23 protein-coding genes are annotated in these 24,348 nt (G+C 67.3%); 7 read left to right on the top strand and 16 right to left on the bottom strand.

All coding sequences use genetic code 11. The features are described 5' to 3' along the window. Positions 1 to 13 precede the first annotated feature (13 nt). Positions 14 to 220: a DUF3499 family protein gene (locus GZ64_RS0112125; RefSeq protein ID WP_021199833.1), complete on the bottom strand. Its 207-nt coding sequence runs from the start codon at positions 218 to 220 to the stop codon at positions 14 to 16. Between the two features lie 78 nt (positions 221 to 298). Between GZ64_RS0112125 and GZ64_RS0112120 the strand changes: the two genes are divergently transcribed. After that, on the top strand, positions 299 to 727 hold the full coding sequence (locus GZ64_RS0112120; protein WP_231479885.1) for a hypothetical protein: 429 nt from the start codon (positions 299 to 301) through the stop codon (positions 725 to 727). A 30-nt stretch (positions 728 to 757) separates the two neighbouring features. Here the strand turns inward: GZ64_RS0112120 and GZ64_RS0112115 are convergent, their stop codons facing one another. The 4 genes from GZ64_RS0112115 to manA all read right to left on the bottom strand — a co-directional run bounded on the left by GZ64_RS0112115 (position 758) and on the right by manA (position 6,917). Further along, on the bottom strand, positions 758 to 2,143 hold the full coding sequence (locus GZ64_RS0112115) for a DUF5719 family protein (protein WP_029258262.1): 1,386 nt from the start codon (positions 2,141 to 2,143) through the stop codon (positions 758 to 760). Beyond that, positions 2,140 to 5,199, bottom strand: coding sequence for a glycosyltransferase (locus GZ64_RS0112110; protein ID WP_231479884.1), 3,060 nt, complete (start codon positions 5,197 to 5,199; stop codon positions 2,140 to 2,142). The genes GZ64_RS0112115 and GZ64_RS0112110 overlap by 4 nt, the downstream gene beginning before the upstream one ends. A 102-nt stretch (positions 5,200 to 5,301) precedes the next feature. Then, positions 5,302 to 5,622: a WhiB family transcriptional regulator gene (locus tag GZ64_RS19130; protein ID WP_081859749.1), complete on the bottom strand. Its 321-nt coding sequence runs from the start codon at positions 5,620 to 5,622 to the stop codon at positions 5,302 to 5,304. 164 nt (positions 5,623 to 5,786) lie between these two features. Next, a complete protein-coding gene (gene manA, locus GZ64_RS0112100) occupies positions 5,787 to 6,917 on the bottom strand; it encodes a mannose-6-phosphate isomerase, class I (protein ID WP_029258265.1) in 1,131 nt (376 codons plus the stop codon). Between the two features lie 68 nt (positions 6,918 to 6,985). Here manA and GZ64_RS0112095 point away from each other — a divergent pair, with 68 nt between their 5' ends. After that, a complete protein-coding gene (locus tag GZ64_RS0112095) occupies positions 6,986 to 8,401 on the top strand; it encodes an O-antigen ligase family protein (protein ID WP_029258266.1) in 1,416 nt (471 codons plus the stop codon). Between the two features lie 14 nt (positions 8,402 to 8,415). Further along, positions 8,416 to 9,696, top strand: coding sequence for an O-antigen ligase family protein (locus tag GZ64_RS0112090; RefSeq protein WP_231479883.1), 1,281 nt, complete (start codon positions 8,416 to 8,418; stop codon positions 9,694 to 9,696). Positions 9,697 to 9,709: 13 nt separating this feature from the next. On the opposite strand, the gene galE is transcribed toward GZ64_RS0112090, so the two are convergent. Next, entirely contained in the window at positions 9,710 to 10,699 is a 990-nt protein-coding gene (gene galE, locus GZ64_RS0112085; protein ID WP_036271433.1) for a UDP-glucose 4-epimerase GalE, read from the bottom strand. 174 nt (positions 10,700 to 10,873) lie between these two features. Here galE and GZ64_RS0112080 point away from each other — a divergent pair, with 174 nt between their 5' ends. Further along, positions 10,874 to 11,842 carry a glycosyltransferase family 2 protein gene (locus tag GZ64_RS0112080; protein WP_029258269.1) on the top strand — a complete coding sequence of 323 codons (969 nt, stop codon included), beginning with the start codon at positions 10,874 to 10,876 and terminating at the stop codon, positions 11,840 to 11,842. Further along, positions 11,839 to 12,405, top strand: coding sequence for a hypothetical protein (locus GZ64_RS0112075; RefSeq protein ID WP_029266796.1), 567 nt, complete (start codon positions 11,839 to 11,841; stop codon positions 12,403 to 12,405). Before GZ64_RS0112080 ends, GZ64_RS0112075 begins: the two co-directional genes overlap by 4 nt. Before the next feature lie 22 nt (positions 12,406 to 12,427). Here the strand turns inward: GZ64_RS0112075 and GZ64_RS0112070 are convergent, their stop codons facing one another. From GZ64_RS0112070 to GZ64_RS0112045, 6 genes are read right to left on the bottom strand one after another with little or no spacing between them, the layout of a single operon-like run. Beyond that, entirely contained in the window at positions 12,428 to 13,162 is a 735-nt protein-coding gene (locus tag GZ64_RS0112070) for an ABC transporter ATP-binding protein (protein WP_029258271.1), read from the bottom strand. Beyond that, positions 13,162 to 13,980, bottom strand: coding sequence for an ABC transporter permease (locus GZ64_RS0112065; RefSeq protein ID WP_029258272.1), 819 nt, complete (start codon positions 13,978 to 13,980; stop codon positions 13,162 to 13,164). Before GZ64_RS0112065 ends, GZ64_RS0112070 begins: the two co-directional genes overlap by 1 nt. 10 nt (positions 13,981 to 13,990) lie before the next feature. After that, a complete protein-coding gene (glf, locus tag GZ64_RS0112060; protein ID WP_029258273.1) occupies positions 13,991 to 15,142 on the bottom strand; it encodes a UDP-galactopyranose mutase in 1,152 nt (383 codons plus the stop codon). Further along, a complete protein-coding gene (locus tag GZ64_RS0112055; protein WP_029258274.1) occupies positions 15,123 to 16,127 on the bottom strand; it encodes a Gfo/Idh/MocA family protein in 1,005 nt (334 codons plus the stop codon). The genes glf and GZ64_RS0112055 overlap by 20 nt, the downstream gene beginning before the upstream one ends. Beyond that, complete coding sequence (locus GZ64_RS0112050) at positions 16,127 to 17,224, bottom strand: DegT/DnrJ/EryC1/StrS family aminotransferase (RefSeq protein ID WP_029258275.1); 1,098 nt, start codon at positions 17,222 to 17,224, stop codon at positions 16,127 to 16,129. The genes GZ64_RS0112055 and GZ64_RS0112050 overlap by 1 nt, the downstream gene beginning before the upstream one ends. Continuing rightward, a complete protein-coding gene (locus GZ64_RS0112045) occupies positions 17,221 to 17,859 on the bottom strand; it encodes an acyltransferase (protein WP_231479882.1) in 639 nt (212 codons plus the stop codon). The genes GZ64_RS0112050 and GZ64_RS0112045 overlap by 4 nt, the downstream gene beginning before the upstream one ends. Positions 17,860 to 18,019: 160 nt before the next feature. Between GZ64_RS0112045 and GZ64_RS0112040 the strand changes: the two genes are divergently transcribed. Beyond that, a complete protein-coding gene (locus tag GZ64_RS0112040; protein WP_051668007.1) occupies positions 18,020 to 19,297 on the top strand; it encodes a lipopolysaccharide biosynthesis protein in 1,278 nt (425 codons plus the stop codon). A gap of 3 nt (positions 19,298 to 19,300) precedes the next feature. Here the strand turns inward: GZ64_RS0112040 and GZ64_RS0112035 are convergent, their stop codons facing one another. Then, the gene (locus GZ64_RS0112035) at positions 19,301 to 20,380 is read right to left on the bottom strand and encodes a UDP-N-acetylglucosamine 2-epimerase (RefSeq protein WP_029266795.1); all 1,080 of its coding nucleotides are present in this window, start codon (positions 20,378 to 20,380) and stop codon (positions 19,301 to 19,303) included. After that, positions 20,377 to 21,456: a glycosyltransferase gene (locus tag GZ64_RS19125; RefSeq protein ID WP_051668005.1), complete on the bottom strand. Its 1,080-nt coding sequence runs from the start codon at positions 21,454 to 21,456 to the stop codon at positions 20,377 to 20,379. Before GZ64_RS19125 ends, GZ64_RS0112035 begins: the two co-directional genes overlap by 4 nt. A gap of 181 nt (positions 21,457 to 21,637) precedes the next feature. Here GZ64_RS19125 and GZ64_RS0112025 point away from each other — a divergent pair, with 181 nt between their 5' ends. Continuing rightward, the gene (locus GZ64_RS0112025; protein ID WP_029258280.1) at positions 21,638 to 23,122 is read left to right on the top strand and encodes a DUF2142 domain-containing protein; all 1,485 of its coding nucleotides are present in this window, start codon (positions 21,638 to 21,640) and stop codon (positions 23,120 to 23,122) included. A 125-nt stretch (positions 23,123 to 23,247) separates the two neighbouring features. On the opposite strand, the gene GZ64_RS0112020 is transcribed toward GZ64_RS0112025, so the two are convergent. Together GZ64_RS0112020 and GZ64_RS0112015 are read right to left on the bottom strand one after the other, a co-directional pair. After that, a complete protein-coding gene (locus GZ64_RS0112020) occupies positions 23,248 to 23,619 on the bottom strand; it encodes a DUF2304 domain-containing protein (RefSeq protein WP_029258281.1) in 372 nt (123 codons plus the stop codon). Further along, positions 23,616 to 24,338, bottom strand: a complete 723-nt coding sequence (locus GZ64_RS0112015; RefSeq protein ID WP_231479881.1) for a glycosyltransferase family 2 protein — start codon at positions 24,336 to 24,338, stop codon at positions 23,616 to 23,618. The genes GZ64_RS0112020 and GZ64_RS0112015 overlap by 4 nt, the downstream gene beginning before the upstream one ends. Positions 24,339 to 24,348 lie beyond the last annotated feature (10 nt).

The raw sequence follows: 24,348 nt of genomic DNA, 5'->3' as shown, positions 1-24,348 counted from the left end.
CGACGCAACGCCGTCAGGCGCGGAGGGCCTCGTGACGGACCACCAGCCAGCCCGCGGGAACCGAGAGCCGGTCCGCATGCGGTGAGCACAGATCATGTGCCTGCGGGTCGTTCGCGGCGCCGAGCGGGCCGAGCGCCGCCATCTGATCGCCGTAGTCGTAGGTGAGGGTGGCTACGGCTTCGCGCGCGCAGCCGACCTTCGAGCACAGTCGTCCGTCCATCTCCGCCAGCGTACGGCGCGCCCCGGGTGAGCGCCGGATGCCGCGCCGAGTGATCCTGGCACCGCCTAGACTTTCGTCATGCCCCGCCGCCGCACCGCTCATGCCTCCGCTGCCCCGCGGCGCGGTGCACGCCACGGACGACACGGGCGTCTCGGCCGCAGCGAGGTCGTGCGACCGCCGCTGGCTCCACTCGACGGCCGCCTCGACAGATTCGACCTCACCGTCGGAACGGCCGTGGAGTTCCTCCGCGGGACGTGGCCAGAGTTGCAGGACGTCCGGTTCGAGATCGGCGCGATCCCGGGTTTCGACGCCGGCGAAGAGGTGCCGCGCTGGTACCTCGATCGCGACAATCGACGTATCGTCCTGTTCCGACTTCCCATCGAGCGGCTCCTGCCTCCGGGGCACGACGATGCCGCCCACAGACGCATGGCCATCGAGAGCGCGGTGTTCCGGGCCGCCGCGGAGTACGTCGGCCGTGAACCGTGGGATCTCGGTCACGAGCACTGACACTCCGGCGGCCGGGGCACCCGCATTCCGTCAGGGATAGACCGTGATCGGCTTCTCTCCGCCGCTGCTCGCCTGCACCGGGAGCACTGCGAGCGCCCCGGGTGCCGTGAGGGTCACGGCCGCGTGCACGGGCGCCGTCGTCCGCATCCGGTACGTCGTCCGCCCCTCCACCGCGATCCCGCCGGTCTCCCCCGCGGGGATGACGACCTCCTGGGCCTGACCGCCGTCGACCGGCTCGAGTGTGACGGTTGCGTCCCGGTCCGAGGTGTTCGACACCTGCAGTCGTGCATCGGGACCGGAGGGCACGGCGAAGACCACCTCGGCGTCGATCTCCGGCGCGGGGGTGACCCACGCGAAGTCCGAATCGAGACCGAAGCCGTCCTGCTGCCTGACCCCGGCGAGGAGCGGCACGTCGGATTCGACCTCGACGGTGTACCGACCGGGCTCGAGGCCGGAGAGCGAGACCTGAGCGGGAAGATCCGCCTCGACGGGCACGGTGAACTCGTCTACAGGCACCGTGGCGCCCTCGGCCTGCACCTTCACCTGGACCCGAGCGTCGACGCCGGGGGCCAGCACCCGGAGAACGGCCATCTCCGCGTCATCGCCGTTGGCCGGGAACGCCTGCACTCCGGTGAAGACGAGTCTCTGCTGGGGTCCCGCGACCGAGTCCTGGAGATCGATGCCGGCAGGATCGAGGACGCGCACGAGCGAGGACTGGAGGGCCGCTCTCACCGGGGCTCCCACCGCGCTCACCTTGACCACCGGCAGATCGTTGCCGGTGGCGAACGAGGTCAGAGGGAGCGCCGTCTGCGAGCGCGGAGGGACGATGACCGTCCGGGTGCTGCGGGCGGCTCCGTACACGGCGAGGGTCACCGTCGACGGGACCTCGGTCGCGTTGGTGAGGGTGATGATGTCTTCGGTGCCGGTGTCGATGCTCCCGCCCACGAGCCACGACTCCAGCCTCGGCACGCCGCAGGGCAGGGCGGCGTACCCCGCGAGGTCGTCCGCGGCGATCGTGACGGACTCGGCACCGGCGATCAGCGGTGCCGAACGCCCATCGACCGGGCCGGTGAGCACCTGCGGTCCACCCGCATCGGGCAGATCGGGTACCTCAAGCGTCTCGGACGACGGTCTTCCGGCCGTGCCTCCGGACGTGAGGCTCGTCGGTGCCGCGGAGAGCATGTCCAGGGGGGCCGACGCGTCACGACCGAGAGCACGGAGATCGCCGTTGCAGACCAGCACGCTGTCGCCAGGCACGGGTGTGACCTCGACCTGCGCGGGGTCGTGCGCGACGATCGGCCACGGCGCATGGATCGCCGTGGCGACACCGACGACGCAGGCGGCGATCACGGCCACGCCCGTGATGACACGGGCGCTGGTCGCGGCGACCCGGAAGGCGCGGTTCCCGTTGCTCATCGGTCCTCCTCCATCGGCTTCGCGTGTTCGTCGTGGGGGCTCGCCGAAGCGCCGTCCGCCGACCCACCGTCCGCTGTCGCCTCGCTCACTGTCACCTCGTCCACCGGGCCAGCGGCGTCATCGATCACCGGATCAGCGATTGGCGCCAGTGCCTCGTCGTTCAGGGCGGGCGCGTCCTGGGGGTCCTCGATCACCCCGACGGGCGCTTCATCAAGGGAATCCCTGTCCTCCGCGTGCCGAGGCAGCACGATCGGCTCCTCAGGCACGCGACCGACGATGCGCGACTGGGCGCGAGCCGCACGACGCGACGCGCGGGTCGGGATGGACAGCAGGAGGGCCGCGAAGACTGCGAGCAGCTGCACGGTGATCACGAGGCGAGCAGTGCCCTGCTGGGCGGATGTCAGCGGTGGCTGTTCGGCGGCGTCGGCATCGAGACGCCAGAGCACGCCGCGATCGGTGGTGCCCGCGTGCACGAGGCCGGCACGCTGATCGATCGAGGCGACCGCCGCGGTACGAAGCGCCCGCGCCTTGTCCCCTTCACCAGGAACCTCAGCGACCAGGACGTAGCTGATCCCTTCGGCGGCCAATGCTCCGGGCGCATCGAAGTCGCGGGCCGAGAGGAGATCCACGGCCAGGGCGGAGATGTCGGCTCCCTGCGGCTCGACCGCGGTGGAGATCATCGTCGACTGCGACCCCAGCGTCTCGCTGGCTCCCCAGGCCACTTCTGCGGCCAGTCCTCCGTCGTTCTGCGGGGTGAGCACGAGGGTCGCGATCGGCCGATCCCCTGCGGCCTGTGCGGCCACATACGAGGGCAGCGTCGACTCAGGACCGTTCGTGAGCACCGAGCGCCCCATGTGCAGCGCGCTGAGCGCCGGGATCGCGCAGACCGCCAGTGTCACGGCCGCGGCGACGGCCGCGAAGATCCGCAGACGCGGAAGCGTGAGCGCGGTGTCGAGCGTCACGAGGGCAGCCCCTACGACACCGATCCACGCCAGGCTGAGTCCGGTACCCGGCCAGATCGCCACCGGCGTCCCCTGCGCGAAGCTCACCGTGACCCCGACCGCGAGGAACGCCGTGGCGAGCCCGGACAGGGCGACCACGAGCAGGGTGATCCCCGCGCGCCAGCGTGGAGCGACCGCCGCACCGAGCGCCAGCACGGCGAGAGGTGCGCACAGGAGTGGTGCCCACACGGCGATGGGTGCGGGCAGAAGCGCCATCCAGCCGCCCAGCTCCGATGTCGGGAAGCCGCCGGCGATCGCGAGGCGTCCGGCGGCGTCAGCGGCGGCCTGGGGGCCCGCCCAGATGAGTCCGGGGTCGCCGAGGATCCCCAGAGGCGTGCCGTGAGCGAGCTGCCAGATCACCAGTGGTGAGAACAGGGCGATCGTCGGCACCGGCAGCCAGAGCAGTCGCCCCGCGCCACGGAACTGCGCCGTTCCCAGCACGATGCCCAGGGCGACGATCCAGAGCAGCGCAAGGGCGGGTGCCAGCGACGGTGCGCAGGCGAGCACGGCGGCGAGGAGCAGCGACGCGCTCCCGGCGGCGCCCCATGACCGATGGGCGACCACAGCGCTGTGGAAGAGCCAAGGAAGCAGGAGATGGACGAGCACCGCGGCCGGACGTCCGTCGACCAGGGCGGTGAGGAACGTGGGCGCGAGCGCCCACGCGATGCCGGCGAAGATCCGGAGCCCTCCGCGATCGGTCACTCGCGTGGCGGCGAACCACCCTCCCAGAACTGCGAGCGGGAGGGCGAGGATCCACAACAGCACCATGGCGAAGGAAGGGCCGGCAGGCCAGAGCGTCCCGAGTACCGCGACCACGGAGGCGAAGGGGTCGGCAGGGCCGACGAGGCCGAGGGCGACGTCGCGGGTTCCCCACGCCGCATCGCTCCAGAGCGCAGCGATGGTCTGACGAAGCGGCAGCAGTCCCCCGCCCCCCAGCGTCGGCCAGGCGAGCAGGCTCGTGAAGGACGCGATGCTGACGACCAGGGCCGCGAGTACGGCCCAGGCCCCACCACCGGAGAAGAAACGCAGTTCGCTGACCGCACCTCCCTCGCTTCCGTGCCCGTCATCCAGACGCCGTCGCAGCTCGGAGGACGTCACGCGCAACGGAGCGATGCTGGCCCAGGCGGAAGTGCGGAAGGCGCGGATGCCGGCGCGGGAACGTGCGACCGCACCGAATCGGAACATGGCCGTGAGGGCAGCCCCCCATTCGGGGAAAACAGCCTCGGGCCGCTTGCCGACGAGGTCGGTGATGGAGCGCCACAGCGCGAGAGGAAGCAGGCTGAGCCAGTGCAGCGGCACGGCCGCGGCCGGCGCGTACGCCAGCCGTCGGTGCAGCTGGGCCAGGCGGGTCACGTAAGCGCGGCGCGTTCGACCAGACGGAAGCGCGGCAGGACCACCCGACGATGCCGAGACCCGCGCACTCGGCGCGAGGACGACACGGCCACCCCCGAGGCGTGCACGGACCCCGAGGTCGAGTCCCTCATCGGCCCCCGCGAGGGCCGGATCGGGTCGCAGGGCATCGCGCACCTCGCCACGGATGAGCATCCCCCGCACATCGGCGCCGAGAGCATCGTCGGAACGGTCGTGCTGACCCTGATCGAGCTCTCCCGCCGCGAGTTCGACGGAGCGGCCCCACGCGGTCATGCTGACGCCGAGCGAGACGATCTCGCGCTCGTTGTCCGTGGCGACGAGCTTGGGGGCGACGATGGCGGCGGACGGCGAGCGCTCCAGCGTGCCGCTCAGACGCTCCAGCGCCCGAGGGTGCGGCGTCGTGTCCTGTGCCAGCAGCCAGACCGCAGACCCCTCGGGCACTCGAGGTCGGGCGAGCTCCACCGCCTCGGCGAAGGACGTCGAGGCACGCGCCTCGATGATCCCTTCGACGGTGCCCGCCACGACCTCGCTCTCGCGCACGGACGACGCATCGCCGCATACGACGAGGGTCACCGCCGCCGCGGGGGTGGTCTGCGTGCGAAGGGCGTCGAGAGTGCGGAGGAGTTGCGCTCGGGAAGAGGATCCAGTGCGCGCGACGATGATGGCGTGAACTCGGGCTGGCATGACGTCGTCAGCCTATGCGCGCGAGGGGCGACGTCGACGCACCGGATACGGCGCGCCCGCGAAGCCGGTGGCATCGTCGCTCTCGCGCCGATGCGGGTCCGTTCAGCTCGCGCGGCGCTTGAGCTTCCGGCGCTCGCGCTCGGACAGGCCACCCCAGATGCCGAACCGCTCATCGTTGTTGAGAGCGTATTCCAGGCACTCCCCGCGGACGTCGCACGACGTGCAGATCCGCTTGGCGTCCCTCGTCGATCCACCCTTCTCGGGGAAGAACGCCTCCGGGTCGGTCTGCGAGCAGAGAGCGTCGCTCTGCCAGGCGAGAGCGTTGTCGTCATCGCCGGCATCGGTGCGTCGAACCCCGGGAACACCGAGGTTGATCGGATCGACGAACCAGTTCTCCGGTACGTCTGAACGGTAACCCGTCATCTCGATCTCCAACCCTGTCTCCGCCCCCCGGCGGGCCGTGCGCATGACTAATTACACCCGTGTCATTCGCTCCGGTCAAGTCGCGGATCGTAAACCCTCAAGCGACTATTGAAGGTTCATGGACCATCACCGGCGTGTCGGGATGCGGTGATCGGCCGCGGGGATCATCGCCCGGGACCGGCGATGAAGACCTCGCCCACGCCCGAGAGCGTGACGGTCGCCTCGTCCGTGTCGGCGAAGGCGACCGTGCCGACCGCGAGCACGAGTTCGTCCCCGGAGGCCGAAGAGACGGTGACGTCTCCCGCGGTGGCGAGCACCATCGTCGGCCCGGAGACGTCGAGGGTGAGGACGGCTCCGTCGACCACGACGCGCTCGAGGGCGAAGTCGGATACCGGAACGGGATACGGCGTGACCGGCCCCGCGCTCTCTGCCCGCAGCACCGGCACCTCCCCGGGAGTGGTGTCGAGGATGGTCAGGAGCTCGGGCACATCGATGCGCTTGGGCGTGAGGCCGCCGCGAAGCACGTTGTCGCTCGCGGCCATGATCTCGACGCCGAGCCCGGAGAGATAGGCGTGCAGCAGACCGGCGCGCAGGAACACGCCCTCTCCACGCTCGAGCACCACATGGTTCATGAGGAGCGCCACGACGACTCCCGGGTCCCCCGGGTACGTCGCCGCGACGTCGGCGATGGCGCGGAGCGTCGTGCTCCACTCCCCCGCCTCGCCCCGAGCCGCGGCGGTGACGATCGCGCCGATGATCTCGTCGACCTCGTCGTCCGCCTCCCCGCCGAGCAGCCAGGCGATCACGTCGCGCAGGGCGTCGCCCTCGGCACTCAGACGTGTGCGCAGCTGTCGGACCCCACCGCTGTCATCGAGCGCATCGAGCAAGAAAAGCGTGTCAGGGACGGGACGCAGTCCGCTCAGCGACTCGAATCGATCGCTGAGCGCCACCAGGAGTTCGGGTTTGTGGTTGTCATCCCGATAGTTGCGCTGCGGGTCGTCGGCGTCGAGACCGCTCTCCCGCGCCCACCCCGCGCGCGCCTGCTCGATCGTCGGATGCACCTGGATCGAGAGCGGGCGTCCCGCCGCGAGCAGCTTGAGGAGGTAGGGAAGTGTGCCTCCCGTGACCTGATCGAGTGTGCCACCGCCGGCGACGTCGGCCGGGTCACCGGGGTGATCGCCGAACCAGACCTCCGCCTCCGGAGCGCCGGTCGGTGTGCGTCCCTCGAGTCCGGCGAGGAGGGAGTCCGATCCCCAGGCGTAATCACGGGGCGTGTTGGTGAGGCTCAGCAGCATGCCACCAGCGTAGAGCCGCGTCGCCGCGTTCAGCGACGTCGGGAGCGCGGGACGGTAGCCTGAACGCGATGGCCCAGTACACGAAGCATCCGGTGTCTGCCCCGCCCACCGCGCCGGAGCGCGAGTCGACGGGGCATCTCATGCTGCGCGGGTATGCGATCGTCGTGCTCTTCGTGACCTTCGCCCACTCGGCCGTCTACAACCTGCTCGGGCCGGAGGGCGCCGCGATCACGCTCGCCGTCTTCACGCTGGCGACGCTCGGCATCGGCGTCCCGATGCTCGCCCGCAATCGGCCGCAGCCTTTCCGCTGGCGTCGCCTGCCATGGACCGCGCTCGGCTACACGACCCTCGCGCTCGTATCCGTGGCCTGGTCGCAGTGGCGCGGGCCGACGCTCATCACCTGGGTCCTGCTCGCGTCGGTCACGGTCAACGCTCTCTTCATCGCCCACGTGCTGACCTGGCATGAGATCGTCCGCGCTCTCTCCTCCGCGTTCAAATGGATCCTCGGCCTCTCCCTGGCGATCGAGCTCTGGGTCTCTCTGGTGCTTCATGGACCGCTGCTGCCGAACTTCCTCGAACTCCCGGACGGAAAGATCGATCCGCAGTGGTACTGGGTGCGCGACAACCTGTTCGACGGGGGCAGGATCCAGGGCATCGTCGGAAACGCGAATCTCCTGGCGATCATCTCGCTCTTCGCGATCATCACATTCGGAGTGCTGTTCGCCGCCAGAGCGCGGTGGCGCACGACGCTCGCCCTGTGGATGCTCCTCGCCGCGTACTTCCTGTTCCGTACGGCATCGGCCACTGCGATGGTGTGCGCAGCCGCCGTCGCAGTGGTCCTCGTCGTCGCACTCCTGATGCGCCGCGCCCGCACCCCCGGCGCACGCACGCGCATCTACATCGTGGCCATCGGCGGCGCGGCGATCGCGGCCCTGGGCGTCTGGCTGCTGCGCGAGCCGCTGCTCGGTCTCCTCGGCCGCAGCGCCGATCTGACCGGCCGTTCGGACAAGATCTGGACCAAGGTGCTGCAGCGCGCCGGTGAGCACCCGATCTTCGGCAACGGCTTCTCGAGCCCCTGGATCCCGACGGACCCCGCTTTCGACGAGTGGATCACCGACCACGGCATCACCGTGTTCCACGCGCACAACATGTGGTTGGACGTCCTGCTCCAGCTCGGTGTCGTCGGTGTTGTGCTCATGGCGGTCGCGTACGGCACGCTGCTGTGGCGCTCCTGGTTCTTCGCCGTCGACCGTCCCCGCTGGGATCTCGACGGCGCACGACCGTTCTCCCCGCTGACCCTGCTTCCCAGCCTGTTCACGGTGGTGCTGCTGGTGCAGGGCTTCTCCGAGTCCACGCCGATCATGCTGTGGGGGTGGATGCTCCTGGTGCTCCTGTCGTTCAAGCTCAAGTCGGTACCGCTGGTCGGCGTCGGCGAGCGCGACCTCCTGTTCGAACGCGGCGCTCGGCAGCGGCGGGTGCCGTGACGCCGGCGCGCCCGATGGTCCGCCTGCTCGCATCGGTGGAGCTGGCTCGTGCGTTCACGCTCGCTGCCCTGACCGCGGTGTTCGGATCGTACGCGATCCGGCAGATGACGTCAGCCGTCACGCTGGCGACGATCATCGCAGCGCTGTGCCTGCTCGGCGCGGCGATCCTGTGGGTGCGCAGGGACGAGCTCTCCCTTCTGCGCATCGCGCCGTCGTCGCTGCTCGCATTCCTCGCGTGGGCCCTCGTGAGCGTCTTCTGGAGCACGGACAAGTCCGACACGATCTTCGGCTGGATGTCCCTGTTCGGCTATGCGTTCCTGGCGATCACGATCGGACACATCCGGGACACCCTCCAGACCGTGCGGGCGATCGGAGACACGCTGCGGGTGCTCCTCGCCGCCTCGCTCGCCGTGGAGATCCTGTCGGGCGTGCTTCTCGACCTGCCGTTCACATTCCTCGGCGTGCAGGGCGACCTCGCGGCGGGCGGCCCGATCCAGGGGCTGTTCGGCAGTCGCAACATGCTCGGGTTCATCGCGGTGATCGCACTGATCACGTTCGTGATCGAGTGGCGGACGCAATCGGTGAACGCACCGCTCGCCGTGATCTCGATAGGGCTCGCGGGGTTCCTGGCGGTGCTCTCCTCCTCTCCGACCGTCCTGGTGCTCGCCGGTGCCGTGGGCGTCGTCACGGTGGCGCTCACGATCGTCCGGCATGCGCCTCCGGAACGACGGACGATCGTGCAATGGATGCTCGGGGTCGTGGTCACCCTCGCTCTCGCTGCCGGCTTCGCGCTGCGCCACCAGATCATCGCCCTGCTCGACGCCGGATCCGACTTCTCGCTCCGCGCCTCGCTGTGGAACACCATCCTGGACTTCGTCGCGGTGAAGCCGATCCAGGGCTGGGGATGGTTCGGTGACTGGGCTCGCGGCGAATACCCGTTCACCTACATCAACTTCCAGCTCGACGATCGCCACCAGAGCGCGCTCAACGCGTTCTTCGACGTGCTCCTGCAACTCGGCGCCGCGGGCCTGGTGGTGTTCCTGCTCCTGGGCGGTGTCGCCCTGATCCGCTCCTGGCTCGTGGCGAGCACACGACGATCGGTCGTCTACGCGTGGACCCCGATCATGCTCGTGACCCTGGCGGTCGACTCGATGTTCGAGAGCTTCACGCTCGTCGGCGCCGGGTGGTTCATGCTCGTGCTGTGCGCCCTGCGTGCCGGGCAATCGCGGTCGTGGCGCGAGAACATCGATGCGGCGCATACGGGCGCCATCCCGACGCTGCGTCCGCAGGAGTAGCCGGAGAGCGTCGTCAGCGCACCGAGGGAAGCTTCGCCGCCCAGGTGATCGCGTCGCGCACGCCGTCGTCCACAGAGCGCTCCGCACGCCAGTCCAGGACATCCGCCGCGCGATCGACGATCGCGAAGGCGCCCGCCTGGTCTCCGGGGCGGCGATCGGTGTCGATCGTGGGAAGGGGCTCACCGGTGACGCGCTCGAACGCCGCCACGAGCTCGCGGACGGTCACGCCCTCCCCTGTACCGATATTGATCACCTGGTAGGGCTCATCGGGTGTGGAGACGTCGTCGAACCTCTGGACAGCGGCCACGTGCGCGAGCGCAAGGTCCCAGACATGGATGTAGTCGCGCAGCCCTGAGCCGTCGCGGGTGGGCCAGTCGGTGCCCGTGATCGAGAACGGCTCACCGGTCGCGCGGGCCCGCATGATCTTCCCCAGCGCGTGCGAGGGCAGGGGGTTCTGCAGGCCGGTACGCATCTGCGGATCGGCTCCGATCGGATTGAAGTAGCGGAGAGCGATCGCGCGGAAGTCGTCGTTCGTCGCCGCGTCCTTCAAGATCTGCTCGACCATGGCCTTTGTCGTGGCGTAGGGGCTGGACGGTGCGAGGGGGCTGTTCTCGTCGGCGCCCTGACCGCTCTCCCCCGCGTACACCGCCGCCGAGGAGCTGAACACGATGCGGGAGACACCCGCGTCACGAAGCCGCTGGAGCAGCACGATGGTCCTGCCCACGTTGGTGTCGTAGTAGCCGAGGGGGTCGGTTACCGATTCGGCCACCACGATGCGGGCCGCGCAGTGGACGACAGCATCGATGTCGGGGTGATCCGAAAGGAGACGGGTCAGGATCTCCGGGTCGGCGATGTCGCCCTCATAGAGATCGCGCCCCTCACAGAACGCTCGAAGGCCCGTGGACAGGTCGTCGAGGATGACCACTTGCATCCCCGCCTCGATGCACGCGGTGGCGACAGTGGATCCGATGTATCCGGCGCCGCCGGTGATCAATACCTTCATCGCAGCCAGTCTAGCCATCGTCTCTCTGCGGCCGAGGTGAGCCTCTCCGCTGATCCCGAGGGAGCGGACGGTAGGCTACTCACTGCTCGTCATGTCCCGCATCGTCCCCGACGGTGACACGTGGTGACGGAGCCCTCAGCCCCCTGAACTGCCATCGATCTTCGAGGAGAAGGTATGACCGCGGCGCCCGCTGCATTCGATCCGAAAGCGGCGACGATCGTCGTCGTCACCTTCAACAGATCGCATCTGCTCACCGGACTTCTCACCAGCATCACGGCGATGGACCCGAAACCCGGGCGCGTCGTGATCATCGACAATGCCTCCTCCGACGACACGACCGACGTGGTCGAATCCTTCCGCGACACCATCGGCACCGAGGTGGTGTATCGCCGCTTGGAGACGAACACGGGAGGCTCCGGCGGGTTCAGCGAGGGCATGCGCACCGCGTATGAGCTCGGATCCGAGTGGATCTGGATGATGGACGACGATGTCGAGGTCGTTCCTGACGGTCTCGCGAAGATGGGCAAGTGGGCCCCTCGTTTCAAGAGCATCCAGGGTCGCCGCTACGACTACGACGGCAGCGAGTTCTACTGGCAGTACCGCATCGCGGAGCGCATGGGCATCCCGATCCCTTTCGCTCCCTCGGGCTTCGACGACTCCGGCTTCAAGGAGATGAACAGCGGTTGCTTCGAAGGCATGTTCATCCACCGATCGGTCGTGAAGCAGATCGGCCTGCCCGACCACCGCTTCTTCATCTACTGGGATGACCAGATGTACGGGTGGCTGGCCTCGCGAAAGACCACGGCCGTCATCGTCGACGAGTTCGTGCTGCGCCGCACACGCGAGATCAAGCAGTGGGACATGGGCATCCGCCACATGAACGCCTCGAGCAACGCCTACCGCTTCTACATCATGCGCAATCGCGCCTACATCAAGCACTACTACCGTGTGCACGACAACTACAACCCCGTGCTGTTCGGACTCGGCACCGGGATGACCTTCGCGAAGGAACTCATCCGCCTCTTCTTCGTCGAGCGCACCGTTCGCGGCACGAGCAACCTGTTCCGCGGGCTCAAGGAAGGCCGCAAGATCAGCCGCGACCGCTCCTGGAAGCCCATGCCCGCGCTGGAAGACGCCTCATGAGTGAGCCGTCCCCCGAGCTCCGGTGGGCACCGATCGAACCGAAGCCGAGGAACAGGGGCCGAATCTGGCTGATCGTCGGCCTCGCGATCGCCGGGCTCGCTATCCTCGGCGCGCTGGTGTTCTTCCTCCTCCCCCGCGGCGGGTCTCTGGAACCGAGGGCGAGTGATTCTCCCCGCCCGACAGCGACCGCGTCACCGTCGTCGCCCGCAGAGGAGCCGACACCGCAGACCACACCTCCATCTCCGGCCGATCCGACCGTCGACACCTTCCGCGAGCAGGTCGGGGGCTGGCTGTCGGATGCACCGCAGGGCCTCGACATCGTCTCCGAGTCGAACCCTGACGACGCCCTTGCCGTCGTGGACTCCCTGCAGCAGGACGCACGTCGCCTATCCGACGCGCCGCCGCCCTCGTCGATCGACCAGAAGTGGCGTGATGGCGTCATGGCTTATTCGCAGCGCCTCACGGAGCTTCGAGCTGCCATCCTCTCGGAGTCCGACACGGCCGATTCCGTGGATGCCGCTCGCGCGGCCGTTCAGGATCTTCAGAGCCTCGTGGGGCTCTGACCACACGCGCCCCGAGCCACGACTAGGAGTTGTAGTCGGCGTTGTACCTGTCGAGCACCTCGGTGATCGGTGCGTCCAGGACCAGCGCACCCTTGTCGAGGTACAGCCCTCGAGTGCAGAAACGCCGGAGGTCGCGCTCGTTGTGACTCACGAAGAAGAGCGTGCGCCCCTCGGCCAGCAGCTCGTCGATCCGGGTGTAGCACTTCTCACGGAAGGCCTTGTCCCCGACCGCCAGCACCTCATCGACGAGCAGGATGGGTTCGTCGAGCTGCGACACGACGGCGAACGCGAGCCGCACCTTCATCCCGTTCGACAGGTGCTTGTACGGGGTGTCCTCGAATCCGGCGAGCTCGGCGAACTCGATGATGCCGTCGTAGCGGCGGGTGACCTCGTCGCGTGACATGCCGTGGAGGCCGGAGGTGAGACGGACGTTCTCTCGCACCGTGAGATCCCCGACGAACCCTCCGGTGATCTCGATGAGGGGAGCCACGCCGCCGTTGACGGCGACCGTCCCCTCGTCGGGCAGCAGCACCTTCGCGACCAGGCGGAGAAGGGTCGACTTGCCCTGACCGTTGCGCCCGACGACGCCGATGGACTCCCCGGGTTGCACCGAGAAGGAGACATCGCGCAGCGCCCAGAACTCACCCGGACGGGAGCGACGCGATGCCCCGGCGAAGAGATCCTTGAAACTGCGGTTTCCGCGTCTGTTACGACGGAAGTGGACGCCGAGCCCCCGCACTTCGATGGCCGCGCCCATCACAGCTCCTTCAGGACGGGTCGTTCCAGGCTCCGGAATGTCCAGATGCCCAGTCCGAGGACCAACAGACTCATGACGACGCTGATCGTCAGAGTGAACGGATTCCACTGATCAGGGAAGAACGGCATGCGATAGAGCATCATGATGCCCGCGAGGGGGTTGAAAGCTCCGAGGGTCTGGAAGATGCCGGGAAGATCGGTGACGTTGTAGATGATCGGCGTGGCGTAGAACATCGCCCGCAAGATCAGCGCCGTCGTGCGTTCGAGGTCGACGAAGAGCACGCAGAGCGGGGCGACGAGCAGGCCCAGGCCGACCAGGAGGATGGTCTGCAGAATCATCGCCACGGGCATCCACAGGATGCCCCAGCCGACATGCACGGTTCGTCCCGGGTCGAGCTCGACGAACAGGTTGACGACGATGAACAGCACTAGCACCGGCAGCGAGAACAGGTACTCGATGCCCTTGCTGAGCACAATGCGATTCACCCAGATGGAGCGCGGGATGGCGGTCGATCGCACAAGCCGCGCGTCTTTCTTGAATGCACGGGTGAAGTCCGAGACCGAGGCGTTGAACCACACCCAGGGCAGCAATGCGCTGATCAGGAAGATGATGTAGGGCTCTTCACCGACGTCGCGCTTGAAGACCTGGGTGAACACGAACCAGTAGATCGCGCTCATGACGAGGGGATCGAGCACCGACCAGAGATAGCCGAGGAGGCTGGTCGAATAGCGGACCTTCAGGTCGCGGGACGACAACAGCCACAACGAATGCAGATATCGCCGGGGCGTCCCGGGCGCCCCGACAGCAGCGTGACTCACGATGTCGAGTCTACGAGAGACTGTTGTTCCACATCGACAGCGCCGAGCCGATGGCCATGTGCATGTCGAGGTACTGGTAGGTCCCCAGACGCCCGCCGAAGTGGACATCTGTCTCGCCCCGAGCGAGCTCTCGGTAGGCCAGGAGACCGCCACGGTCCGCGGCGGTGTTCACGGGGTAGTAGGGCTCATCCCCGCGTTCAGCGAACCGAGAGAACTCTCGCATGATCACCGTGCGGTCCGAGTCGTAGACGTCCCTGCGCTCCGGGTGGAAGTGCTTGAACTCGTGGATGCGGGTGTAGGGCACATCCATGTCGGGATAGTTCATGACGCTCGTGCCCTGGAAGTCCCCGACGTCGAGGACCTCCTGTTCGAAGTCCAAGGTCCGCCAGCTCAGCGCGCCTTCCGTATAGTCGAAATAGCGATCGACGGGACCGGTGTACACGATGGGAACCTGTCCGACCGTGTCCTTCTTGTTGAACGGCTGGGACTCGTCGAAGTAGTCCACATCCAGCTGCACGTCGATGTTCGGATGATCTGCCATCCGCTCGAGCCACGCGGTGTAGCCGTCGGTCGGGAGGCCCTCCCACGTGTCATTGAAGTAGCGGTTGTCGTAGGTGTAGCGCACGGGAAGGCGGCTGACGATATCACCGGACAGCTTCTGCGGGTCGGTCTGCCACTGCTTCGCCGTGTAGTCGCGGAAGAAGGCCTCGAACAACGGGCGCCCCACGAGAGCGATGCCCTTCTCCTCGAAGTTGGCGGCGGTCTTCGCATCGAACTCCCCCGCCTGCTCCCTGATCAGCGCACGCGCTTCGTCGGGCGTGTATGCGGACTGGAAGAATTGATTGATCGTGCCGAGATTCACCGGCATCGGAAACACAGTGCCCTTGTGGGTCGTGTAGACGCGGTGCACGTAGTTGGTGAACGACGTGAAGCGGTTGGCGTACTCCCACACCGTCGGGTTCGACGTGTGGAAGAGGTGCGCTCCATAGCGATGCACCTCGATGCCCGTCTCCGGCTCGGCCTCGCTGTAGGCGTTGCCACCGATGTGAGAGCGACGGTCGATGACCGTGACCTTGCGGCCGGCGTTCGCGGCGCGCTCGGCGATCGTCAGGCCGAAGAAGCCGGAGCCGACGATGAGGAGATCAGTGCTTCTCGCGCCCAATGCGCACCAGCCTTCCGCCGTCGCGCGCGGATTCGAGGGCGGACTCGACGACCTCGAGGGTGTGGACCGCCTCGCTCATCGTCGACAGTTCGCTGGGCTGGCCGAGGACAGCATCACGGAAGGCCTCGAGCTCCGCGCGGAGCGGTTCACGCCTCGCGAAGGCGAAGCGCGTCACATCACCTTCGGACACACCGCGGAACGTGGAGACCGAATCCCATTCGAACAACTCGGTCCCATTCGCGTGGAACGTGAGGTCCCCGGTGGCGGTGTCTGCGACGAAGGTGCCGCGCTCGCCCGTCACGAGAGTGACTCGCTCCTTCATGGGGCTGAGCCAGTTGATGAGGTGGTTGGTGATGATGCCGCTCTCGAGACGTCCCGTCATCGCGATCATGTCCTCGAACTCCCGACCGCTCTTGAACGCGGTCTGTGCGCTGATCGAGGAGTACACCGACTGAGCGACCCATGCCGTGAGGTCGATGTCATGGGTGCCCAGGTCCTTGGCCACGCCCACATCGCCGATACGGGCTGGGAACGTGCTCTGGCGCCGGGTGGCGATCTGATAGACCGCTCCTGCATCCCCCTCGGAGAGTCGACGACGAAGCTGCTGGAGCGCAGGGTTGAAGCGTTCGACGTGGCCGACGGCACCGACGAGTCCGCGTGCTTCGAACTCCTCGCTCACGCGGTGCCCCGAGACGCTGTCGTCCGCGATCGGCTTCTCTACCAGCGTGTGCACGCCCGCATCCGCGAGAGCGAGAGCGGCTTCAGCATGGAACCTGGTCGGGATGGCGACGACGGCGATGTCGATACCGGCGGCGATCAGCTCCTGGACGTTCGCGAGGAGCGGGATTCCGCCAGCGACACGATACGGATCGCCACCGGGATCTGCGACCGCGACGAGTTCGACGCCCTCGATGTCGCGGAGGATGCGCGCGTGATGGCGCCCCATGGACCCCACGCCGAGGAGACCGGCCTTCAGCGCGGCCATCAGCTGCCGGCTCCGGCGAGAGCGTTCACCGCAGCGATGATCCGTTCGAGGTCGACTGCCGAGAGTGAGGGGTGCACCGGAAGCGAGACCGCCTCGCGGGCCGCCCGCTCGGTCTGCGGGAGGTCGAGGCCGGGCGCGTACTGCTCGAGAGAGGGAAGCCGGTGGTTGGGAATCGGATAGTAGACCCCGCTGCCGATCGAGTGCTCCTCCCTGAGCGCCTTCACGAATCCGTCCCGGTCGTCCTCGACACGGATCGTGTACTGGTGGTACACGTGCCTCGCGCCCTCGGCGATCGGGGGGACGGTGACGCCCTCGAGGTTGGCATCCAGGAACGCGGCGTTCGATCGACGCGTCTCGGTCCAGGCATCCACCTTCGTCAACTGCACGCGCCCGATCGCGGCGTGGATGTCGGTCATTCGTGCGTTGAAGCCGATCAGCTCGTTCTCGTACTGACGTTCCATGCCCTGGTTCCGCAGCAGCCGCACACGGCGCGCGGTCTCCTCATCGGCGGTCACGACCATGCCGCCCTCGCCGCTGGTCATGTTCTTCGTCGGGTAGAGCGAGAACATCGTCATCGTGCCGAACGTGCCCACTGGGCGACCGTTCAGCGCGGCGCCGTGCGCCTGTGCCGCATCTTCGTAGAGCGCGAGTCCGCGTCTCTGGGCGATCTCGACGAGTTCATTCATACGAGCGGGGTGACCGTAGAGGTGCACGGGAAGGATGCCGCGGGTGCGATCGGTGACCGCCGCGTCGACGGCGGCGGGGTCCAGCGTGAACGTCTCGGGCTCGATGTCCGCGAAGACGGGCGTCGCCCCAGTGAGCGCCACCGCGTTGGCGGTGGCCGCAAAGGTGAAGGACGGGACGATGACCTCGTCGCCCGGGCCGACGCCGGCGGCGAGCAGGCCGAGGTGCAGACCCGAGGTGCCAGAGTTGACCGCGATGACGGGAAGCCCTTCCACGAAGTGGTCGGAGAACTCGCTTTCGAATGCCGCGACTTCGGGCCCCTGAGCCACCATGCCGCTCAGCAGCACGCGGTCGACGGCCGCTCGTTCCTCGTCGCCGATCAGCGGCTTCGCCGCGGGGATGAATTCCGTCATCGTTCCTCCAATGCGAGAACGCCATCCGTCTCGAGATAGCGGGAGCCGGTCGTCGGGCACACCCAGACGCCGGGTTCGGTTTCCGTGAGGGGCACGCCGGCCTTGCCGACCCATCCGACCCGACGCGCCGGCACTCCGACGACCAGCGCGAAATCGGGGACGTCTTTCACGACGACAGCGCCGGCCGCGACCGTTGCCCACGCGCCGATCGTGACCGGGGCCACACAGGTCGCACGCGCACCGATGGACGCGCCGTCTCCGATGACGACGCCGACGGGTTCCCAGTCGTGTGCGGACTTCAGCTGGCCGTCGGGGGTGACGGCGCGAGGATACGTGTCGTTCGTGAGAACCACCGCAGGTCCGATGAACACGCCGTGACCGAGCACGGCCGGCTCGTAGACGAGCGCGTAGTTCTGGACCTTGCAGTTGTCGCCCATGCGCACGCCCGTACCGATGTACGCACCGCGTCCGACGATGCAGTTCTCTCCAAGGATCGCGTTCTCTCGGACCTGCGCCAGATGCCAGATCGAGCTTCCGATTCCGATGACCGCATCCGGCGAGACATCAGCACTGTCGGCTATCCGAGTTCCGCCGGCGACAGGCACCGCAGGGTCAACGTGTGGAGAGGGTGTCACAAAGAAGAACCTTACCCTCCCCCGCCCGGGAACCTGTGTGAGCGCGCTGCCCGACAGCCGGCGCCCAGACCCGCCGAGTATCATTGCGGCGGCGCAGATACCGGTGCGCCCACGCGTCGCGCCCGCATGAGCGCGCGAACAAGGTCAGGAGTATCGGCAGATGGCTGAGAACGAATCGGCGATCGAACCGCGTCCAGAGGCACCGGGGATGCGCTCTCACGTTCGCACTCACGCGAAGGCCCTGATGGCTGTGGGCGTCGCCAGCGTGCTCGGCATCGTGGCCTCGTTCGCGTTCCAGCTCGTCAGCGCTCGATTCATCTCCCCCGCGGATCTCGGCCTCCTCGCGGCCTTCCTCGTGATCGTGAACGTCGCGGCGATCGGCAGCGCATCCCTTCAGAGCACCATCACCGTCCAGACGGCTCATGCTCTCTCCGCGTCGGAAGACACGCCCAGACGAGAACAGCACTGGCCGCTCGATGCGATCTTCCTCGGACTCGGAGGCGGCGCCGTCGTCGCGGTCCTGTCGCCGTGGCTCGCATCGACGCTCAACACCACGCCCCTCGTCATCCTGGCCGCCGCAGCGACGATTCCACTGAGCTTCGTCTTCGCCGACGCGATGGGACTGCTGCAAGGATCGGGCAAGGTCGCTCAGGCCGTCTGGTGGTCCACCTTCTCGCAGGTGGCCCGCGTGCTCTTCGCCGTTCTGGCGATCTCCGTCGGTACCGGTCTCGGCGGGATCATGGGGGCGGTTCTCGCGGCACTCGTCGTCGCGGTCGTCGGCGGCGTCTGGACAGCGAGAAAAGTGCCGCGGCCCCGGAACGGCGTCTTCACCTCGTCCGGGATCGCGATCGTGGTGCTCAGCGTCGCCTTCGCCTGGTTGACGAGCTCCGATGTGATCTTCCTCCGGGCCGGTGCCCCCGAAGATCTGGCAGGTTTCTACGCCTCGGCCATCGTGCTCGTGAAGACAGGGTTCCTGCTGCCCTCGACCCTCTCCCTCTATCTGCTCCCGCGCTTCGTCAAGCACCGCGACAACCCGGCGCTCTCCCGCATCGGAGTGCTCGCCACACTCGGGCTCTCCCTTGCGACGAGCATCGTGATGATCCTGGTGTTCCTCGTGCTCGGCGACTGGATCATCGGCCTCATCTACAAGCCCGACTACGCGCCGGCGGCGGACCTGCTCGTACCGACCGCGCTCGCGTATCTCCCCTGGATCGCCGCTCAAGGAATGATGATCAAGATGACCAGCTCGGCATCGCGAGGCGCAGCAGCCCTTCTCGTCGCCGCCGCCGTGGCACAGTGGATCGCCTTCACTCTCACGATCCCGAACCTGACCGCGATGCTGATCTCCTACGCGGCGATCGGCACGGTCGTGCTGGTCGCCTTCTTCGCGATCGACATGCGCAACGCACGGCGCCTCCGGCGCACGCTCGTCGCCTAGGGCTCAGACCGCGGGCTTCGCGAGGCCGCGAGAGATGAGATCTGCCACGATGATGTCGGATGGCGATGCCCCCGGGTCGACGTCGATGACCCGATAGTCGTCTGCGTTCGCCAGGAAATCGGCGACGGCCTTCTGCTCCCAGCCCGACAGGACCGCGCTGGTGCCGATACCCTCACGGCTCTCGGACACCTTACGGTGAACGAGGGTCGGAATGCCGAACACGGCGGCCTCCTGCTGGATTCCCCCGGAGTCGGTCACGACGAAGCTGGCCGAGCGCAGTGCGGCGACGAACTGGCTGTGCTCGAGTTTGGGCATCACCGTGAACTTCGTCAGACCGAGGTCACGGATCGTCTGCTCGATCGCGTCTCGCGAGTATGCATCGACGATGAGACGCAAGGGCAAAGGTGTGTTCGCATCCAACGTCTGCAGCGTTTCGGTCACCAGTGCCGCGTTGGAGATGAACTCGAAACGGTGCAGCAGGACCAGGCCGTAGGGTTCCGTCTCGGCGGCGGCGTCCCCCGCCGCATCCCGTACGGCATCCTTCGCCGTGTTCCCGTGCGTCAGCACGACATTGCGCCGCTTCGCGAGGTTTTCCGCTGCCTCTTCAGTGGGCACGTAGTGGATATCGGCGAAGCGCCCGACGATGCGTCGGTCGAGCTCCTCGGGGAACGGGTGTCGCCAGTTGCCGGAGCGCAGACCGGCCTCGACATGCGCGACCGGCACTTTGAGTCGACGTCCGATGAACGTTCCGAGCACCGTCGTCATGGTGTCACCGTGGACGATGACGACCGAGTCCGCAGGGAGTGTCTTGCGGATGCGGCGGATGTTACCGACCGACCAGCGGGCCACGTCGAACATCCACCCGAGCATCTGCACCGGAGACTTGAGGGGCTTGCCGCGGAAGCCGTTGGCGATCACTTCGGTCGGCGCGGGGAAGCCCAGCTCGGGCATCGCCTTTCGCAGCGACTCGGTGTGCTGCTGGGTCACCCAGTGCTGCACCGGGATCCCCTTGTCGGTCAAGCGGCGGACGACCGGGGCGATCTTGATCGCTTCGGCGGTCGTTCCGTAGATGAAGATGATCATTGATGCGCCTTTCCGGCAACGGGTCCCTGGGATCTCGATCGATCGAGGAAGGCGCCACGATGGACGACGACACCTCGGAGGAGGCCGCTCCAGAACGGGACGAGGAAGACCAGGATGTAGGTGACGTATGACAGCAGGGCCTGCGGCGGGCATCGATTGATCGCCGCGGGGATGAGTGGGGCGAGCAAGAGGAGCACCAGGACCGCGACGAGGGCGAGAGCCACGACTCCGCTCCCGGCGACGGCCAGCCACACGATCGCGGCGATCGCGAGGATCGGGCCGATCGCTGCGAGCAGCAGCACGATCGAGCGGACCGCCGAGGTGCCCGCATAGCTGTCGACGAACAGCGTCCCCCGGTCGAATGAATGCCGCACGAAGCCGCCGACTGTGGTCCGAGGACGGTACGTCGCAGAGAAGCCGGGATCGAGGCGGATTCCACCGTTTTGGGCTATCCACCGCAGGATCTTGGTGTCATCGGAGATGAGTTTGGCATCGCCCTCGGGCCAAGCCTGCGTGAACGCCGCGACGAGGACTTCCTTCCGGGCGAGGAAGGCGCCCGTCCCCTTCGGCGCAGAGTCGAAAGTGGCGGGCGTGAGGTCATACGGGCGAGGATCGCGCAGATACCGACCCCAGAACACGAATGTCGGGACCTCCCAGAATCGGCCGACGAGAGGCGAGGCAGGGTCGGTGTGGACGTGAGCGTTCCACCCGGCCGGCTTCGGATCGGCGGCGACCGCGGAGAGAAGGTACGAGAGTGCGCCCGGTGCGATGATGACGCGCGAATCCAGGAGGAGGATGTGCTCCCCTCGTGCCCGCTCGATCCCGGCCCAGCGTGCGAGAAAGCGTCCACTGTTCTCTTGGCGCACCACCACGAGGTCCCCGGGGAAATCGGCGGCCAGCCGCTCGACGACGCCGCCAGACCCGTCATCGCTGCCGTCGTCGACGACGATCACCTCGACGCCCGCATCGGCCTGGCGTACCGCGACGGCCAGAGCGTCGAGAGTCGACGGGAGCCATCGCGCCGAATTGTACGACGGGATGACAACGCTCACGCTCGTGTCACCAGCGAGCGTCATCGCACAGACCCTGCCGGTGAGGGCGCCCGTGCAACGTCGGCGGTGCATCCAAGTGGCGGCCGGGCACGCAGATATGATGGGACACGGTAAACACGCACCACCCAACAATACCCGCGACTTTCTGTGCCACCGAAACAACTCGTCGGCAGCGTCGCTTCCCTGAACGAGGAGCCCCTCCGCGATGACCCGCCGGACTCGACAGATCGTTGCAGCAGTTCTCGCCCCCCTCGCGCTGCTTGTCGCGTTGCTCGCCTGGGGAGTCTCCTCCCCTCCGGGTTCGAGCCCGGACGAGGACTACCATATGGGCAGCATCTGGTGCGCGTCCGGTCCCGTCGATGGACAGTGCGAGCTGACCGAGGATGCGACGACCCGTGAGCTCCCTGGCGATGTCGTCAAAGCCGCTGCCTGCTTCGCCTTCCACTCCGGCCAGGCGGCGACTTGCCCGCTCGACGAGACGAACATGGAGCCGACAACCCGCGGTAACTGGCTGGACAACGGCTACCCGCCTGTCTTCTACGCGGTCATGACCACCTTCGTCGGACCGGACCTCTCGGTGTCCATCATCCTCATGCGTTCCATCAACGCTCTGCTCTTCGTCGGCGTCCTGACGGCCCTCTTCTTCCTCTTGCCGTGGCGAATGAGGCACCTCGTGGTGTGGGGCTCACTGGTCGCCCTGGTGCCGCTCGGCGTCTTCCTGATCCCCAGCGTGAATCCGAGTTCCTGGTCGATCATCCAGGCCTGCGGGTTGTGGCTGGCAACGTGGGGTTTCTTTGTGCAGACCGGGCGCAAGAAGATCGGTCTCGCGGCATTGGCCGTCCTGTTGATGGTCATCGGCGCTGGCGCGCGAAGCGACTCGGCCGCGTACGGTGTGCTCGCCGTTGCCGTCGCCATCGTGCTCGGCTGGCGTCGTGACAAGCGGTTCCTGCTCGAGCTCCTCCTGCCTGTCGCCCTCGTTATCATCGCGGCATCGCTGTTCCTGACCAGTGGGCAGTCCGGGGTCCTCACGGCCGAGACGGAGCGCGGAGCGCAGAGCCTCTACCAGCTGATCGTCGGTAACCTGCAGCTGCTCCCCCTCCTCTGGGCCGGCGCCCTCGGCTCCTGGGGCCTCGGCTGGTTCGACACGCCGATGCCGCCTCTTGTCTGGGTGACGTCGGTGTCGATGGTGGCCGGAGTGGTCTTCTGGGGCTTCAAGAAAGGCACTCCGCGCAAATGGCTCGCGCTGGCCGGAGTGGCAGCTGGTCTCATCGTGGTCCCGATGTACATCCTCGTTCGGGAGGGGGTAATGGTCGGAACCGGCGTGCAGCCGCGCTACGTGTACCCGATGATGATCATGTTCGTCGGAATCGCCCTTGTGGGCCTGCGTCGAGCGAACGTCTCGATGAGCCGAGTGCAGCTGATGATCGTCGTCGCCGGTCTGTCGGTGGCCAACAGCCTGGCGCTCAACATCAATATGCGCCGCTATATCACTGGGCTCGACAACCCCGGTTTGAACCTCGACCGCGATGCCGAATGGTGGTGGAATACGCCGATCTCACCCATGACGGTCTGGGTCGTCGGCTCTCTCGCCTTCGCCATCGCGCTGACGACCTTTGCGTGGGTCGCCTGGAGCAGTCGAAACCGCGCCGTCCTGCGCGTCATGGAAGAACCGGAGCTCGCCCGCGCGTGAAGGCGAACCCGGTGCGAGCGGCTTTCGGCCGAGGCCACGGAGTCGACACACCGTGATGACGCGGCACTGCGGAGAGGCGGTGGAGCCGGCGATCATCACGGGGCCGACTGACGCGACGTTCCGCGTCAGTCGCGGATCTGATTCCCGCCAGTCGCGCCCTCGGCCCTGAGCGCGTCGACTTCCGCACGCAGGATCGCGACTTCTTCGGCCACTCGTCGCGTTTCGTCCTCTGCGGTCGAGAGCTCCCATGACTGGTGAAGGGTGACACCGACGAGGAGGGCGATCGCACCGACGAAGAGCAGGTTCGACGGCACCTGGACTCCGAGGACGTTCGACAGCCAGAAGAGCAGGTCCGGGAACACCGTGAGGATGAGCATCGCGACGCCGATGATGAGCCAGAGCACCGCATACTTTTCGCGGAGGCGCTTGCTCAGGAGCATCCAGACGATGATGGCCAGGATGAACAGGGCCGACGCGATACCGACGTAGACGATCATGCGGTGGCCTTTCGACGTCCGCGCATCAGCGCGAGCCCGAGTGCGAACACGGAACGGAACAGATAGATGGTGGAACCGATCGCACCCTGCGAAGGACGCCCGTGCACACGCGGGCGCATGGCGACGGGGACCTGCGTCACCGTGAGACCGGCATGAGCGCCGGCGACGAGCGAATCGATGGTGTCACCCAAGTACTCCGCCGGGTAGTAGCGGACGTATTGCGCGATCGCACGGGAGTTGGCCGCGCGGAAACCGCTGGTGACGTCGGTGAGCTTGGTACCTGCCACTCGTGAGACCACGGAGGCGAGGAAGAGCATCGCCCACTTGCGAGGCCCGCGGACCGCATAGTCACCGACCTCTGCGAACCGCGCGCCGATCGAGATGTCTGCCTTCTCAAGGCCTCCGAGAACCTCGGCGATGTTCGCGGGATTGTGCTGGCCGTCCGCGTCGACCTGAATCGCGCGCTCATATCCGTGCCGCTGGGCGTAGGTGTACCCCGTCTTCATCGCTCCACCGACGCCGAGGTTGAACGGCAGCGGGAGCACCGTGGCTCCGGCGGCCTTGGCGACCGCCACCGTGGCATCGGTCGATCCGTCATCCACCACGATCACGTCATATCGGTCGTCGGCATCGAGGATCTCCGCAACAGTGTGGCCGACGTTCTTCTCCTCGTTCCACGCGGGAACGATCACCAACACTCGTTCATTCACTTTCGCCACGGTTAGCCAT

It is taken from the genome of Microbacterium sp. Cr-K32 (assembly GCF_000708345.1).
In the GTDB taxonomy this organism is placed as follows: Bacteria; Actinomycetota; Actinomycetes; order Actinomycetales; family Microbacteriaceae; genus Microbacterium; species Microbacterium maritypicum_A.
This window is presented reverse-complemented; position numbering and strand designations above follow the sequence as displayed.

What these genes read in the sequence shown, in the direction of transcription:
- GZ64_RS0112125 (WP_021199833.1), bottom strand. Translation starts at nt 220, where the DNA reads ATGGACGGACGACTGTGCTCGAAGGTCGGCTGCGCGCGCGAAGCCGTA.
- GZ64_RS0112120 (WP_231479885.1), top strand. Translation starts at nt 299, where the DNA reads ATGCCCCGCCGCCGCACCGCTCATGCCTCCGCTGCCCCGCGGCGCGGT.
- GZ64_RS0112115 (WP_029258262.1), bottom strand. Translation starts at nt 2,143, where the DNA reads ATGAGCAACGGGAACCGCGCCTTCCGGGTCGCCGCGACCAGCGCCCGT.
- GZ64_RS0112110 (WP_231479884.1), bottom strand. Translation starts at nt 5,199, where the DNA reads ATGCCAGCCCGAGTTCACGCCATCATCGTCGCGCGCACTGGATCCTCT.
- GZ64_RS19130 (WP_081859749.1), bottom strand. Translation starts at nt 5,622, where the DNA reads ATGACGGGTTACCGTTCAGACGTACCGGAGAACTGGTTCGTCGATCCG.
- manA (WP_029258265.1), bottom strand. Translation starts at nt 6,917, where the DNA reads ATGCTGCTGAGCCTCACCAACACGCCCCGTGATTACGCCTGGGGATCG.
- GZ64_RS0112095 (WP_029258266.1), top strand. Translation starts at nt 6,986, where the DNA reads ATGGCCCAGTACACGAAGCATCCGGTGTCTGCCCCGCCCACCGCGCCG.
- GZ64_RS0112090 (WP_231479883.1), top strand. Translation starts at nt 8,416, where the DNA reads ATGGTCCGCCTGCTCGCATCGGTGGAGCTGGCTCGTGCGTTCACGCTC.
- galE (WP_036271433.1), bottom strand. Translation starts at nt 10,699, where the DNA reads ATGAAGGTATTGATCACCGGCGGCGCCGGATACATCGGATCCACTGTC.
- GZ64_RS0112080 (WP_029258269.1), top strand. Translation starts at nt 10,874, where the DNA reads ATGACCGCGGCGCCCGCTGCATTCGATCCGAAAGCGGCGACGATCGTC.
- GZ64_RS0112075 (WP_029266796.1), top strand. Translation starts at nt 11,839, where the DNA reads ATGAGTGAGCCGTCCCCCGAGCTCCGGTGGGCACCGATCGAACCGAAG.
- GZ64_RS0112070 (WP_029258271.1), bottom strand. Translation starts at nt 13,162, where the DNA reads ATGGGCGCGGCCATCGAAGTGCGGGGGCTCGGCGTCCACTTCCGTCGT.
- GZ64_RS0112055 (WP_029258274.1), bottom strand. Translation starts at nt 16,127, where the DNA reads ATGGCCGCGCTGAAGGCCGGTCTCCTCGGCGTGGGGTCCATGGGGCGC.
- GZ64_RS0112050 (WP_029258275.1), bottom strand. Translation starts at nt 17,224, where the DNA reads ATGACGGAATTCATCCCCGCGGCGAAGCCGCTGATCGGCGACGAGGAA.
- GZ64_RS0112040 (WP_051668007.1), top strand. Translation starts at nt 18,020, where the DNA reads ATGGCTGAGAACGAATCGGCGATCGAACCGCGTCCAGAGGCACCGGGG.
- GZ64_RS0112035 (WP_029266795.1), bottom strand. Translation starts at nt 20,380, where the DNA reads ATGATCATCTTCATCTACGGAACGACCGCCGAAGCGATCAAGATCGCC.
- GZ64_RS19125 (WP_051668005.1), bottom strand. Translation starts at nt 21,456, where the DNA reads ATGACGCTCGCTGGTGACACGAGCGTGAGCGTTGTCATCCCGTCGTAC.
- GZ64_RS0112025 (WP_029258280.1), top strand. Translation starts at nt 21,638, where the DNA reads ATGACCCGCCGGACTCGACAGATCGTTGCAGCAGTTCTCGCCCCCCTC.
- GZ64_RS0112020 (WP_029258281.1), bottom strand. Translation starts at nt 23,619, where the DNA reads ATGATCGTCTACGTCGGTATCGCGTCGGCCCTGTTCATCCTGGCCATC.